This is a genomic window from Candidatus Pantoea bituminis (assembly GCF_018842675.1).
Taxonomy (GTDB): domain Bacteria; phylum Pseudomonadota; class Gammaproteobacteria; order Enterobacterales; family Enterobacteriaceae; genus Pantoea; species Pantoea phytostimulans.
On sequence record NZ_JAGTWO010000004.1, the window covers coordinates 2,996,640 to 3,011,390 of the forward strand.

The window sequence follows — 14,751 nt, forward strand, 5'->3', positions numbered from 1 at the left end:
GCAAAATCAGGCGTAGCCGTAGCTCATCAGACGCTGATAACGACGATCCAGCAACTCTTCAGTCGTGAATCCATCGAGATCGGCCAAGTCAGCCAGCAGTTGCTGTTTCAGCGAGATCGCCATATCCACTGGGCGACGATGCGCGCCACCCAACGGTTCTGGGATCACAGAGTCAATCAGCTTCAGCTCTTTCAAACGTTCGGCAGTGATGCCCATCGCTTCCGCAGCCAGTGGCGCTTTGTCTGCGCTCTTCCACAGAATTGACGCACAACCTTCCGGTGAAATCACCGAATAGGTGCTGTATTGCAGCATATTCACTTTGTCGCCAACGCCGATCGCTAACGCACCACCTGAACCGCCTTCACCAATCACGGTACAAATGACCGGCACTTTTAGGCCAGACATTTCACGCAGGTTACGAGCAATCGCTTCAGACTGGCCGCGCTCTTCTGCACCTACACCCGGATAAGCCCCCGGCGTATCAATGAAGGTAATGATTGGCATTTTGAAGCGCTCAGCCATTTCCATCAAACGCAGTGCCTTACGATAGCCTTCAGGTGCAGGCATACCGAAGTTGCGACGAATTTTCTCTTTGGTTTCGCGACCTTTCTGGTGACCGATGATCATCACCGGACGTCCATCAAGACGAGCAATACCGCCGACAATTGCTTTGTCATCAGCATAAGCACGGTCGCCAGCTAACTCATCAAAATCGTCAAACGCGTTGCGCACGTAGTCAAAGGTATAAGGACGCAAAGGATGGCGCGCCAGTTGAGCGATCTGCCATGCGCCTAAGTCGGCGAAGATTTTACGCGTCAGCTCAACGCTTTTTTCGCGCAAACGCTGAACTTCTTCATCCAGATTTACGTGTTTATCATCCTGACGACCAATCGATGTCAGCGAATCAATCTTCGCTTCCAGTTCTGCGATTGGTTGTTCAAAATCCAGGTAATTAAGACTCATAATGTTCCTGTTTTAGTCAAACTCCAGTTCTACCTGCTCCGATCCGATCAACGACCGCAGATCATTAAGTAAACGATCGCTAGGCGAAATTCGCCACGCTGCACCAAAGCGCAGCTTGGCACGCGCGTCGGCTCTCTGATAGTAGAGATGCACCGGAATGGTCCCTGATCGATGAGGTTCAGGGACTGGCGGAGTCGGTTTAATAGCTGGTCATCAATTTGCCTGTCCGTCAGCGAGATAGCAAGACCACGCGCATATTTTTCGCGTGCTTCGTCAATGTCCATGATTTCGCGGGCGGTCATTTTAAGGCCTCCACTGAAGTCATCAAAGCTGACCTGTCCGCTGACGATCAGGATACGGTCTTTCTCCAGCAACTGCTGGTATTTATCTAACGCATCGGTAAATAACATGACTTCCAGACGACCGGAACGATCGTCCAAAGTACAAATACCAATTCGGTTGCCGCGCTTAGTCACCATTACACGCGCGGCAATCACCAGACCGGCCGCGACAGTAATTTTACCACGATCGGTGGGATGCATATCTTTAAGACGTACACCGCCGACATAGCGCTCAATTTCTTTCAAATACTGGTTGATGGGATGACCGGTAAGATACAGTCCCAACGTTTCACGTTCACCATCCAGTTGGACCTGTTCAGGCCACGGTGTGACGCTCGCGTAAGACTTTTCAACCTGCTCCGGCTCTTCCGCCAATACACCAAACATATCCGCCTGGCCAATCGCTTCGGCTTTGGCATGTTGATCGGCAGCTTTTAGCGCATCGCTGAGCGAACTCATCAGCGCGGCGCGGTGCGGGCCAAGGCGATCAAACGCACCGGACATGATCAATTTTTCCATCACGCGACGGTTGATTTTTTCGTGTCAGTGCGCGCACAGAGATCGAACAGCTCGCGGAAATAGCCACCTTCGTTACGCGCATCAATGATCGCTTCAATTGGGCCTTCGCCGACGCCTTTGATCGCGCCAATACCGTAAACGATCTCCCCTTCTGGATTAACATGGAACTGATACAAGCCAGAGTTAATATCTGGCGGCAAGACCTTCAGTCCCATGCGCCAGCATTCATCCACCAGCCCAACCACTTTCTCTGTGTTATCCATATCGGCAGTCATTACTGCTGCCATGAATTCGGCTGGATAGTGCGCTTTTAGCCACAGCGTTTGATAGGAAACCAATGCATAAGCAGCGGAGTGCGATTTGTTAAAGCCGTAGCCAGCAAACTTTTCGACCAGGTCGAAGATTTTCATCGACAGCTCGCCGTCGACGCCCATCCGCTCCGCGCCATCTTTAAAGACAGAACGCTGCTTGGCCATCTCTTCCGGTTTCTTTTTACCCATCGCGCGACGCAGCATATCTGCACCGCCAAGGGTATAACCGGAAAGTTCTTGGGCGATCTGCATCACCTGTTCTTGATACAGGATGATGCCATAAGTTGGTTCCAGCACTGGCTTCAGCGTGTCGTGCTGCCACTGAATATCTGGATAGGAAATCGCTTCGCGACCATGTTTACGGTCGATAAAGTTATCCACCATGCCCGATTGCAGCGGCCCAGGACGGAACAGCGCCACCAATGCGATCATGTCTTCAAAACAGTCAGGCTTAAGGCGTTTGATCAAATCTTTCATGCCGCGCGATTCAAGCTGGAAAACCGCTGTGGTCTCCGCGCGCTGCAGCATATCGAAACTTTTCTTGTCTTCTAACGGAATCGCCGCAATATCGATGGGCGGCTCGCCCTGCTTCTCGCGTCGGGCGTTGATCATTTCCAGCGCCCAGTTAATGATGGTTAAGGTACGCAGGCCAAGGAAGTCGAACTTCACCAAGCCAGCATATTCAACATCATTTTTATCAAACTGAGTCAGTGGATTCTGGCCGTTCTCATCGCAATAAAGCGGTGCAAAATCGGTGATTTTAGTGGGTGCGATAACAACACCACCGGCGTGTTTACCGGCATTTCGCGTCACGCCTTCCAGCTTGCGCGCCATGTCAATCAGCGCCCGGACTTCTTCATCCGCCTCGTAAATTTCTGGCAACTGCGGTTCAGCAGCAAATGCTTTTTCCAGCGTCATGCCAGGATCAGGTGGAATGAGTTTAGAAATGCGATCAACGAAACCGTATGGATGGCCCAATACACGCCCTACGTCACGAATAACCGCTTTTGCCGCCATGGTACCGAAGGTGATGATTTGCGATACCGCTTCGCGGCCATACATATCGGCAACGTGCTCAATAACCTGATCGCGCTTCTCCATACAGAAGTCGACGTCGAAGTCTGGCATCGATACACGTTCCGGATTGAGGAAGCGTTCGAATAGCAGATCAAACTCCAGCGGATCGAGATCGGTAATTTTTAGTGCATACGCCACCAAAGAGCCAGCACCAGAACCACGACCCGGCCCGACGGGTACGCCGTTATCTTTCGACCACTGGATAAATTCCATTACGATCAGGAAGTAGCCGGGGAAGCCCATCTGGTTGATTACGTTAAGCTCTATTTCCAGGCGTTCATCATATTCTGGGCGTTTCTCAGCGCGAACGGCTTCGTCTGGGAACAAGAATTCGAGACGCTCTTCTAACCCTTCACGCGACTTCATTACCAGGAAATCTTCGGTGGTCATTTCGCCGGTCGGAAATTGTGGCAAGAAGTATTCGCCCAACCGCACCGTAACGTTACAACGCTTAGCAATCTCTACGCTGTTTTCCAGCGCTTCAGGGATGTCCGAGAACAGCTCGCACATCTCCTCTTCGCTACGCATGTATTGCTGAGGACTGTATTTGCGTGGACGTTTAGGATCATCCAGCGTGTAACCATCGTGAATAGCAACGCGGATTTCGTGTGCGTCAAAATCTTCTTCATTAATGAAGCAAACTTCGTTGGTCGCTACGACTGGAATGCCTTCGGCGATGGCTAGCTCAACGGCTGCATGCAGATAGCTTTCTTCATCCTGACGTCCGGTGCGTGTAAGCTCAAGATAATAGCGATCGGCAAAATGCTGTTGATAAAAATTCAGGCATTGCGAAACCAGACCGGTATTACCACGTAACAGGCAGCGGCCCACATCACCACAGCGTCCCCCTGAAAGCAGAATTAAGCCTTCCTGTAACTCAACCAACCAGTCACGGTCAATGACTGGGCCGGCAATGCCATAACCACGCTGGTAGGCACGCGAAATGAGTAAAGTAAGATTTTGATAACCGACATTGTTGCTGGCTAACACTGTCAACTGCGTTAATTCATCGCCCATCAGTTCGCTGGCAACGCTAAAGTCAGCACCGATTACGGGCTTTATCCCTGCGCCATGCGCGCTGCCATAGAACTTCACTAACCCGCACAGGTTGGTATAGTCGGTAATCGCAATAGCAGGCATACCCAAAGCAGCCGCTTTCTTGATCAATGGCCCGGTTTTCGCCAAGCCATCGACCATCGAATAGTCGCTGTGGACACGCAAATGTATAAAACGAGGTTCAGCCATATCAGTTTCCGATTAAAACAGTGTCAGGCTATTAAAGCGTGGTTGTCTGGCACGTAGCCAGCACTTCGGCGTCGATAAGGACATTACGCACCGGCGCAAAGCTGCGGCGATGGTGCGGTGTCGCACCGTACTGCGTCAGTTTTTCCATATGCAGCGCAGTTGGATAGCCTTTATGCTGAGCAAATCCATATTGCGGAAACAGCAGATCTAACTCGGCCATTTCACGATCGCGCGTCACTTTAGCAATAATGGATGCGGCGCTAATTTCTGCCACCAGGCTGTCGCCTTTTATTACTGCTTGCGAAGGCATGGGTAACGCCGGGCAGCGATTTCCATCGATCAAGACATAATCGGGCATTATCGACAACCCCGCTACTGCGCGTTGCATAGCGAGCATGGTGGCGTTCAGAATGTTGATTTGATCGATCTCTTCTGGTTCAGCGCGGCCTAAACTCCATGACAACGCCTTCTCTTTGATTTCGTCATACAACGCCAGTCGACGTTTCTCGGATAACTTTTTCGAGTCAGCTAAACCCACGATCGGCTTCGCCGGATCGAGAATCACCGCAGCGGTAACTACCGCACCAACCAATGGTCCACGCCCGACTTCGTCTACACCCGCGATAAGGCTAGCAATAGGATAGATAAAATCAGACATCAGCGATCTCCAGTACCGCATCCGCTGCTTGCTCATCGGCATTCCAGCGGATCTGTTGGTGTAATTCATGGAAATTGTTCAGCAACTCGTCGCGCTCAACACCGGGGTGCAGCAACGGCTCTAAAGCCGCCGCCAACGCTTCAGGCTGACATTCATCTTGCAGCAACTCTTTAACGAGTTCACGTCCGGCCAATAAATTGGGCAACGATACATACGGCGTTTTTACCAGCCGTTTCGCCAACCAGAAAGTGAAAGGCTTCATGCGATAGCCAACAACCATGGGGCATTTTGCCAGCATACATTCCAGTGCGGCAGTTCCCGATGCCAGCAATGCGGCATCGCTCGCAATCATTGCTTCACGCCCTTTGCCATCCAGCAGATGCATAGGCAATTCTGGGGCAACTTCGGCTTTTATCAGCTCAAATTGTTCACGGCGCTTTGCGTTGACCAGCGGTACAACAATTTCCAACGCAGGATATTGCACACGCAGCAGTTGGGCTGTTCTTAGAAAATCGCCGCTTAACATCTCGACTTCTGCCCCACGACTACCAGGCAATAGCGCGAGACAGAGCGCATCATCAGCAATACCCAGGTAGCGGCGAGCAGCAAGCTTATCTGGCTGTAATGGCATAGCATCAGCCATGGTATGGCCAATGAAACGGCAAGGTACATCAAAGCGATCATAAAAAGCTTTTTCAAACGGTAAAAATGCCAACACCAGATTGGTGTTGCGACCGATTTTGAATACACGTTTTTGCCGCCATGCCCACACCGATGGGCTGACGTAATGAATAGTGCGGATCCCCGCTCGCTTCAATCGTCCTTCAAGCGTGATATTGAAATCCGGTGCATCAATACCGACGAACACATCCGGTTTAAGATCGATAAATCGTTGGGTTAAATCGCGGCGGATTTTTAGCAGGCGCGGTAAGCGACCTAGCACTTCCACAATTCCCATCACCGCCAACTCTTCCATTTCGTACCAAGTTTCGCAGCCTTCCGCTTGCATCAACGGACCCGCTACACCAACGAAATGGGCATTAGGATGACGCGCTTTAAGCGCACGAATCAGGCCTGCGCCAAGAATATCGCCGGAGGTTTCTCCGGCGATTATGGCTATCGTTAAAGGACGCGATGACATGAATTAGCGAATTAATCCACGGGTTGAGCGGGCAAAGAAGTCATAGAATGGCTGCACTTCGCTGTGCTGCTTAGCGATTTCTTCGATTTCCGGCTTCACTTCATCCAGCGTTCTTCCGCTACGATAAAGCAATTTATATGCATTGCGTATCGCGTGCAGTGACTCTTTACTGAAGCCACGGCGTTTCAGACCTTCAATATTGATACCAAACGGTGTCGCGTGGTTGCCCTGCGCAATCACGTAAGGGGGCACGTCTTGTGCCACGCCTGAACAACCGCCAACCATCACATGTGCACCGATAGTGCACCACTGATGCACGGCCGTCATGCCACCAATAATGGCAAAATCATCCACGGTTACATGACCGCCAAGGGTTGCATTATTAGCAAAAATGCAACGATTGCCGACTACGCAATCATGCGCAATATGCGCATTAACCATCAGCAGGTTGTCGCTACCCAGCGTCGTGACGTGTCCACCCTGGATGGTGCCACGGTGAATGGTGACGCTTTCGCGAATACGGTTGCGATCGCCAATCTCAACGCGAGTCGGCTCACCGGCATACTTCAGATCTTGATTCACTTCGCCAATCGAGGCGAACTGATAGATCTGGTTATCTTTACCAATGCGCGTATGGCCGTTAACGACCACATGCGATTTAAGTACCGTTCCTTCACCAATCTCCACATTTGCCCCAATAAAGCAGAACGGGCCGATGTGAACATTGGGACCAATAATGGCCCCATCTTCAATGACAGAACTGGGATGGATGTTGGCGGTTGGATCAATCACGAATTATGCCTCCCGGCTGCGGGCACACATCATGGTTGCTTCACAAACGATTTTACCGTCGACGGTCGCCACGCCTTTGAAGCGAGTCAGGCCACGGCGGGTTTTTTCGAAAGTGACTTCCATGATCATTTGATCGCCCGGTACGACTGGACGTTTAAAACGCGCATCATCGATACCGGCGAAGTAATACAGCTCGCCCGGCTCCAGTTTGCCGACGCTTTTAAACGCCAGAATACCGGTAGCCTGCGCCATCGCTTCAAGGATCAGAACGCCAGGAAAAATCGGTTTACCAGGAAATGGCCCTGGAAAAACGGTTCATTTACGGAAACGTTCTTCACTGCACGCAGGTATTTGTGCTCTTCAAATTCCAGCACACGGTCAACCAGCAAAAACGGATAGCGGTGCGGCAGCAGCTCTAAAATCTCTTCAATTTTCAGAGTATGAGTTTCAGTAGTCAAAATACTCTTCCTGTCCTAAAAATCTGATGACATCAATAACACGGCCTGCACAGATCAACATGATCTTCCGCAGGCCGCAAATAGGTTCCGTGGCGCCTGGCTTCCTGCTTAACACTTTTATTATGAAAGCCGGGCAGGTTTGGGATGCCGCTTAGTCTTTACCGACTTTGCGTTCGATGGCTTTTAAGCGTTTGCTTATTTCATCGATGTTCATCACCAGCGCTGCAGTTTTACGCCAGGTTTTGTTAGGTTGTAGCGGAATGCCTGAGGAGTATACACCAGGCTCTGTAATAGGACGCATCACCATGCCCATACCGGTCACGGTCACCTTGTCACAGATTTCCATATGGCCGTTAATGACGCTGGCACCGCCAATCATACAGTAACGACCAATTTTCAAACTACCCGCCATGATCACACCACCTGCAACAGCGGTATTGTCACCAATAACCACGTTGTGGGCGATCTGACATTGGTTGTCTATGATAACACCATTGCCGATTAGAGTGTTATCCAAGGCGCCGCGATCAATGGTGGTACAAGCCCCAATTTCGACGCGATCGCCGATAATTACCGCACCCAGCTGTGGGATTTTCACCCAATTGCCGCGATCGTTAGCGTAACCAAAACCATCGGAACCAATTACTGTGCCTGACTGAATCAGACAATCCTGACCAATTTGAATCTCATGATAGATAGAAACGTTGGCCCATAAACGCGTACCGCTGCCGATGCGTGTTTTTTTACCCACAAAGCAGCCTGCGCCGATAACAACATTATCACCCAGTTCAACATCTGACTCGATCACCGCATTAGCTCCAACTGAAACGTTGTTGCCTAATTTTGCACTGGGATCGATGACGGCGCTGGGGGCGAGGTTTTGGGCTGGCTGAGGTGTAGTATCAAGCAGCTGCGCCATACGCGCATAGGTCAGGTAAGGATTTTTCACCACCAACGCTGCCGAGTTGCACCACTCCAGATCCGCTTCCGTCAGCACCACGGCTGAGGCCTTAATCAGGGCGAGTTGCTCGCGGTAACGGCTGTTTGCAAGAAAAGTGATTTGGCCAGTTGTGGCGGATTGCATAGAAGCAATGCCGGAGATGACGATATCGCCATCTCCGTGCAATTCTGCATCCAACTGCTGGGCTAAATCAGCCAGTCGAATAGATGACATCGATTATTTAACCTGTTTCAGCACGTCTGCAGTAATGTCTTTCGCGTTTGAAGCGTAAGCCACAGCATTAGCGTCGATGACTACGTCGTAACCATCGTCATCAGCAACTTTCTTCACTGCGTCCTGAATACGGCTCAGCAGTTTGTTACGCTCTTCCGTCTGACGACGGCGATTGTCTTGCTCAAAAGCCTGCGCTTTGGTTGAGAAGGTTTCACGCTGTGACATGACGTCTTTTTCCATGCGGCTACGTTCGCTGGCCTTCATGGTAGAACCGTCACGCTGCAGGCGCTGCATTTTAGTCTGCAGATCGCGCTCCTGGCTTTGCAACTCGGTTGCACGGCCTTTGAACTCATTTTCCAGCTGTTTAGCAACAGTCGCACGTTGCGGTAACTGTTGGAAAATGCTGGACACGTTTACCACTGCAATTTTGTCAGCAGCCTGAACACCAGCGGAAACCGCTAAAGCAAGACCCAGACCGGCGGCACACAACAACTTTTTCACTATAAACTCCTTACCATCAACGTTTGTGTCAGCGACACAGTGTTTGCCCCGGAACAGCTGTTAGCAGCTGCCCGGCGGCAATACTCTAGCTTATGCATCCATGCTCAGAACATTACCAGGTTTTACCAATGTTAAACTGGAATTGCTCTGATTTGTCTCCCTCGTATTTCTTGATCGGCTGGGCGTAAGAGAACACCAGCGGACCCAACGGCGACATCCATTGCAAAGCGATACCGCTTGATACACGAATGTTACTTGGATCGCTGTAGTCCGGCACGTCAGCAGCGCGTGTATCGTCAGTATTTTCCCACTTGGTATCCCATGCGGTACCGGCATCAACAAACAGTGAAGTACGCACTGAGTTAGAGTATTTCTCACTCAGGAACGGCGTCGGTGTAATCAGCTCAAGGCTGGCGATCGCCATTGCGTTACCACCTACAGCATCATCTGAGTTACAGATTCTGTTCGTGCCAGAACAAGTAGACGAGTTATCATTCAAATACGCGGCCTTAGGACCAATCGTATTCGACTGGAAACCACGCACAGTACTTGAACCACCCGCATAGAAGTTCTCATAGAATGGCAATTCTTTGCCACTCAAGCCGTCACCGTAGCCTACACGACCACGACCTAACAGCACCCAAGTACGATCTTGGTTGATCGGCATGTACTGTTGGCTGTCCAGCGTCACTTTATAGAAGCTGTTATCAGAACCTGGAATAGTGACTTTACCATTCAGGTTAGTGCGGTTACCTGCGGTTGGGAAGAAGCCGCGGTCCAGCGTGTTGTACGTCCAACCATAGTTAAAGGTGAAGTCATCCGCAGAGAAATCACCTTCATCGTTAAGCTGTTGTGGTTTACCAACCGAGTCGAGATAACGCCACATAGCAACTTGTGGTTGCATGTTAGACAGGTCGTTGTGTACATAACCTAATCCCACGCGCAGCGTGTTGTTCTCGTTAATCGGGAAGCCCAGCGTACCGTCTAAACCGTAACTTTTGTTGGTGTAGTCGGAGAGATCAGCATCGTCAGCTTTAAAGTCGTTATAGAACAGACGACCGCCTAAGCTCACCCCATCAACCGTGAAATAAGGATCGGTAAGCGAGAACTCGGCATAGGTCTGGTAATCGTTTTTGGTACCGCTGATACCGACGGTATTACCGGTGCCAAGCCAGTTGTCCTGCGTGACGCCAACCTGGAAGCTGACGCCGCTTTCCGTACCGTAACCCACACCAAAGTTGAAGGTACCGGTGTTACGCTCTTTAACTTTATAAACCACGTCGACCTGATCAGGAGAACCCGGCACGCGCTGCGTATCGACATCAACTGTCTCAAAATAGCCGGTGCGGTTCAGACGCTCTTTACCCTGATCGACCAAATCGCTGCCCAGCCATGCACCTTCCATCTGACGCATTTCACGGCGCAATACGGAGTCTTTCGACGTGTCGTTCCCTTCAAAGCGAACATTGCGCACGTAGTAACGGTTGCCGGCATCGACATTAATATGCAGTTTTACTGTTTTATCAGCATCGTTAATTTCCGGCTGTGTAACAACGCGCGGATAGGCATAACCATAACGGCCCAGCAGCTTTTTGATATCATCTTCCATCTGCGTCACTTTGGTGCCGTTATACAGCTCGCCCGCAGGGATTTTGGTCAGATGTTCGATTTCTGCCGAGTGGCCCGCCATGCTGCCATTCACAATCACGCCAGCAATCTTGTACTGATCGCCTTCGTTGATGTTCACGGTGATGTAAATGCCTTTTTTATCTGGCGTCAGGCTCACTTGCGTTGAGTCGATATTAAAGCGTGCGTAACCGCGATCAAGGTAGAAGCTGCGTAGGGTTTCAAGATCGCCCGCCAGTTTCTGTTTCTGATATTTGCGATCGCCTACCACGTTCCACCACGGCACTTCGTCGCGCAGCTGGAAACGTGAAATGAGTTCATCGGAACTGAACGCTTTGTTACCAACGATGTTTATCTGCTGAATTTTTGCAGAAACACCTTCAGTAAACACCAGCTTCAAGTCGACACGGTTGCGTGGCAACGGCGTAACGACCGCTTTTACGCTGGCGGTGTATTTACCGACGCTGTAGTAAAAGTCTTCAAGTCCTTTCTCGATTGAAGAGAGCATGGTGCGGTCCAGCGCTTCGCCGACACGAACACCTGATGCTTCAAGATTCTGTTTGAGCTGATCCTCTTTCACCGCTTTGTTACCGGTGAAGGTAATGCTGGCAATGGTAGGACGTTCTTTGACCTGGACAATCAGCGTATTACCGTCTCGCAGGACCTGAACATCCTCAAAGTTGCCAGTAGCGAACAGCGAGCGAATCGTATTTCTGACGTCATCGTCAGACACCGTATCGCCAACCCGTACCGGCATGCTCAGCAGAGCCGCGCCGACGGCGACTCGCTGCAGCCCTTCGAAATGAATATCCTTCACCACGAAACCGTCTGCACCGTAAACGGTGGCGCTGCTAAACAGCAGCGACGCTATGAGCAACTTTTTCATCGCCATCGTTATTATGCGTTTTCCTAACACATCCCTCGTCTGTCCGCTATCCAGCTATTACAGACGTGAGAAATCATTGAAAAGTGCAAGCCCCATTAACAACACCAGCAAGATTGAGCCAATGCGATAACTAAAGTCCTGAACTCGTTCGGACACCGGTCCACCTTTGATCTTTTCGATCGCCAGAAAGAGCAAGTGCCCACCATCTAAAACCGGGAGAGGGAACAGGTTGATGATGCCAAGGTTGACGCTAATCAACGCTAAGAACATCAGGTAGTAAATCATCCCGTACTCTGCTGACAATCCTGCACCTTGCGCGATAGAAATCGGCCCGCTCAGATTGTTTAACTTCACATCACCGGTTATTAACTTGCCCAGCATGGAAACAGTTAGCTTCATCAGTTGCCAGGTTTTTACACTGGCCTCACCAACAGCTGCGAACGCGCCATACTGTCGTACCGTTTTATATTCTTCCGGCAGCGGAATGATACGTGGGATCACACCCGCAAATCCTTCCGTTTTCGCTCCCGGCTTCGCTTCAGGTGTCATGGCTAACTGCACCGATTCACCATTACGAACAACCTCAAGTGCCATGCTTTTGCCAGGATTATCTCTCACCTGTGTGACAAAAACCTGCCACTGCGATAATGGCTGACCATCGACTTTAACGATCCTGTCACCAGCTTGCAAACCAGCTTCACTGGCTGGGGAGTTCGCCTGCACTTCTGCCAACGTAGTTTCAAGCTGCGGTCCACGTGGTCGAATACCCAATGCCACAATCGGATCTTGCTTATCAGGCTCAAAATGCCAGTTACGCAGATCAAGCTGTTTCTGCTGAGTTGCCTGTTCACCAAAACGCGCCACCGTTAACGTGGTTGCGCTGTCGCCGATTTTTCCTACCAGCTCCATACGCACAGCATCCCAATCAGGCGTTTCGATACCGTCAACGGCCTTAAGTTCCATACCCGGCGCAATTTGCGCTTCAGCAGCGACCGATCCGTTTAATATTTCACCAATTACTGGGCGCACACCGGGTACGCCGTGAATAAACACAACCCAGTAAGCCAAGATGGCGAAGATGAAGTTTGCGACAGGACCTGCCGCAATAATTGAGGCGCGCTGCCATATAGCTTTGTTATTAAAAGCCTGATGGCGCAGCTCCGCAGGAACGCTCTCGACGCGCTCGTCGAGCATTTTGACGTAACCGCCAAGGGGAATAAGAGCAATAACAAATTCGGTGCCGTGACGATCCTGACGTCGCCACAGTGTTTTACCGAAGCCAACAGAGAAACGTTCAACGTGCACACCGCAACGGCGCGCTACCCAAAAATGGCCAAATTCATGCACGGTAATCAATACGCCAAGTGCAACGATAAAGGCGACGAAACTCCAGAGTATGCTCAACATCTTTGCCTGTCCTCAGAGGGTGCGGAACACCAATAGCAATAAACAGGCAAAAACCGGCACGGCTGCGGTCAGACTATCAATGCGGTCAAGAATACCACCGTGGCCAGGAATCAAATTGCCACTGTCTTTAATACCCGCTTCACGTTTGAACATGCTCTCGGTGAGATCACCTAGCGCCGAGGCTAATGTCGCGATGACGGCGCAAATGACCAGCGTACCGACAGGCACGCTCAACGGCGCCAGACTAGCAAATAATAATGCAATGATGGCTGAAGAAATCAGACCACCAATAAAGCCTTCCCAGGTTTTACCGGGTGAAACTTTTGGTGCCAGCTTATGTTTACCAAACAGTTTGCCGAACATAAACGCACCTGAATCCGCACCCCATACCAGAAACATAACAAACAGCAGCCACCAGGCTCCCGCGAAGTGATCGCTGTCGTAATGATATTGGCGCAGTGCAAGCATGCCCCAGAAGAAGGGGATAATGGTTAAGATGCCAAACAGTAGGCGCAGCGGGCGCGAATGACGCCATAATGCTGCAGAAGCGGGATAACAGAGCACCAGTAAAAGCGCTACAACCCACCACACTAATGACGCCCAAAGAGAAATTTCCACCTGCGGCAGATGGACATCATGCTGATAGGGAGGAAGTGTAAAAAGCATCAGCGACAGCAATAAGCCACAAAGTACGGCTAACCAGATGCGTTGTTGACGGGATGCCATGCCCGCAAGCTGCCCCCATTCCCAGGCGGCCAGCATGCAGATAATGATGGTTGTAATCGCAAAACCAACGGGCGGTAACCAGAACAGCGCAGCAATCACCAGCGGTATTAGAATAAACGCGGTAATCAGACGAGACTTCAGCAAAGGTTACCCCCAGATTGCTCAGGCGCCGCCTGGTGCAGCGCCGCCATAGCGTCGCTCCCGCAGAGAGAATGCATTCAGTGCACCTTCAAAAACGTGTTCATCGAAATCAGGCCAAAGAACATCGGTAAAATAGAATTCAGCATAGGCAATTTGCCACAGCAGGAAGTTGCTAATCCGATGCTCTCCCCGGTCCTTATCACTAAATCCACTGGCGCTTGATCCTGCATACACAGGTGCGGTGCCAGATTCTCTTCGGTAATTTGGTCAGGACGTAATAATCCTTCCTGAACCTGTTCTGCCAGTTTTTTTACGCCTTCGATGATATCCCAACGCCCACCATAGTTGGCGGCAATGTTAAGGGTCAAACCATCGTTATTTTCAGTCAGCATTTCAGAACGACGAATACGTTCCTGGATGCGGGCACTGAAACGACTAATATCGCCGATAATACGTAAACGAACATTGTGTTTGTGCAGGCTCTTCACTTCACTGTCGAGTGCCCAGACAAACAATTCCATTAAGGCAGTCACCTCTTGCGCTGGGCGGCTCCAGTTTTCGCTACTGAAGGCGTACAGCGTCAAGGATTCTAAATTGTTGCTGACAGCAAAGCTAACGGCACGTCGTACCGACTTCACACCGGCTTTGTGACCGGTTATACGCAATTTTCCCTGATTTTTAGCCCAGCGACCATTGCCATCCATAATGATAGCAACATGACGTGGACCGTTTCCCTGTTGGTCATCGGTGTTGTTTTGATTGTTAGACGACATAACGCGTAATCA

General features: G+C 50.7%; 9 protein-coding genes and 3 pseudogenes. All 12 read right to left on the minus strand.

The window, feature by feature from the left end; genetic code table 11:
• Positions 1-6: 6 nt before the first annotated feature.
• Positions 7-963 (minus strand): acetyl-CoA carboxylase carboxyl transferase subunit alpha, encoded by a 957-nt coding sequence (accA, locus tag KQP84_RS18015; protein ID WP_215847561.1) that lies wholly within the window; start codon positions 961-963, stop codon positions 7-9.
• Between the two features lie 12 nt (positions 964-975).
• Positions 976-4,456 (minus strand): annotated as a pseudogene (gene dnaE, locus KQP84_RS18020) (DNA polymerase III subunit alpha).
• 31 nt (positions 4,457-4,487) lie between these two features.
• Complete coding sequence (rnhB, locus tag KQP84_RS18025) at positions 4,488-5,114, minus strand: ribonuclease HII (RefSeq protein WP_252515302.1); 627 nt, start codon at positions 5,112-5,114, stop codon at positions 4,488-4,490.
• Positions 5,107-6,255 (minus strand): lipid-A-disaccharide synthase, encoded by a 1,149-nt coding sequence (lpxB, locus tag KQP84_RS18030; RefSeq protein WP_215847562.1) that lies wholly within the window; start codon positions 6,253-6,255, stop codon positions 5,107-5,109. Before lpxB ends, rnhB begins: the two co-directional genes overlap by 8 nt.
• Before the next feature lie 3 nt (positions 6,256-6,258).
• Positions 6,259-7,047 carry an acyl-ACP--UDP-N-acetylglucosamine O-acyltransferase gene (lpxA, locus tag KQP84_RS18035; RefSeq protein ID WP_215847563.1) on the minus strand — a complete coding sequence of 263 codons (789 nt, stop codon included), beginning with the start codon at positions 7,045-7,047 and terminating at the stop codon, positions 6,259-6,261.
• Between the two features lie 3 nt (positions 7,048-7,050).
• Positions 7,051-7,505: pseudogene (gene fabZ / locus KQP84_RS18040) on the minus strand (3-hydroxyacyl-ACP dehydratase FabZ).
• A 151-nt stretch (positions 7,506-7,656) separates the two neighbouring features.
• Positions 7,657-8,679: a UDP-3-O-(3-hydroxymyristoyl)glucosamine N-acyltransferase gene (gene lpxD, locus KQP84_RS18045; protein ID WP_215847564.1), complete on the minus strand. Its 1,023-nt coding sequence runs from the start codon at positions 8,677-8,679 to the stop codon at positions 7,657-7,659.
• Between the two features lie 3 nt (positions 8,680-8,682).
• Positions 8,683-9,180 (minus strand): molecular chaperone Skp, encoded by a 498-nt coding sequence (gene skp / locus KQP84_RS18050; protein ID WP_215847565.1) that lies wholly within the window; start codon positions 9,178-9,180, stop codon positions 8,683-8,685.
• Between the two features lie 112 nt (positions 9,181-9,292).
• Positions 9,293-11,698, minus strand: a complete 2,406-nt coding sequence (gene bamA / locus KQP84_RS18055) for an outer membrane protein assembly factor BamA (protein WP_215847566.1) — start codon at positions 11,696-11,698, stop codon at positions 9,293-9,295.
• A gap of 51 nt (positions 11,699-11,749) precedes the next feature.
• Positions 11,750-13,099 carry a sigma E protease regulator RseP gene (gene rseP, locus KQP84_RS18060; RefSeq protein WP_215847567.1) on the minus strand — a complete coding sequence of 450 codons (1,350 nt, stop codon included), beginning with the start codon at positions 13,097-13,099 and terminating at the stop codon, positions 11,750-11,752.
• A 12-nt stretch (positions 13,100-13,111) separates the two neighbouring features.
• Positions 13,112-13,969, minus strand: a complete 858-nt coding sequence (gene cdsA, locus KQP84_RS18065; RefSeq protein WP_215847568.1) for a phosphatidate cytidylyltransferase — start codon at positions 13,967-13,969, stop codon at positions 13,112-13,114.
• Positions 13,970-13,987: 18 nt separating this feature from the next.
• Positions 13,988-14,739, minus strand: a pseudogene (gene ispU / locus KQP84_RS18070) ((2E,6E)-farnesyl-diphosphate-specific ditrans,polycis-undecaprenyl-diphosphate synthase).
• Positions 14,740-14,751 lie beyond the last annotated feature (12 nt).

What these genes read in the sequence shown, in the direction of transcription:
- accA (WP_215847561.1), bottom strand. Translation starts at nt 963, where the DNA reads ATGAGTCTTAATTACCTGGATTTTGAACAACCAATCGCAGAACTGGAA.
- rnhB (WP_252515302.1), bottom strand. Translation starts at nt 5,114, where the DNA reads ATGTCTGATTTTATCTATCCTATTGCTAGCCTTATCGCGGGTGTAGAC.
- lpxB (WP_215847562.1), bottom strand. Translation starts at nt 6,255, where the DNA reads ATGTCATCGCGTCCTTTAACGATAGCCATAATCGCCGGAGAAACCTCC.
- lpxD (WP_215847564.1), bottom strand. Translation starts at nt 8,679, where the DNA reads ATGTCATCTATTCGACTGGCTGATTTAGCCCAGCAGTTGGATGCAGAA.
- bamA (WP_215847566.1), bottom strand. Translation starts at nt 11,698, where the DNA reads ATGGCGATGAAAAAGTTGCTCATAGCGTCGCTGCTGTTTAGCAGCGCC.
- rseP (WP_215847567.1), bottom strand. Translation starts at nt 13,099, where the DNA reads ATGTTGAGCATACTCTGGAGTTTCGTCGCCTTTATCGTTGCACTTGGC.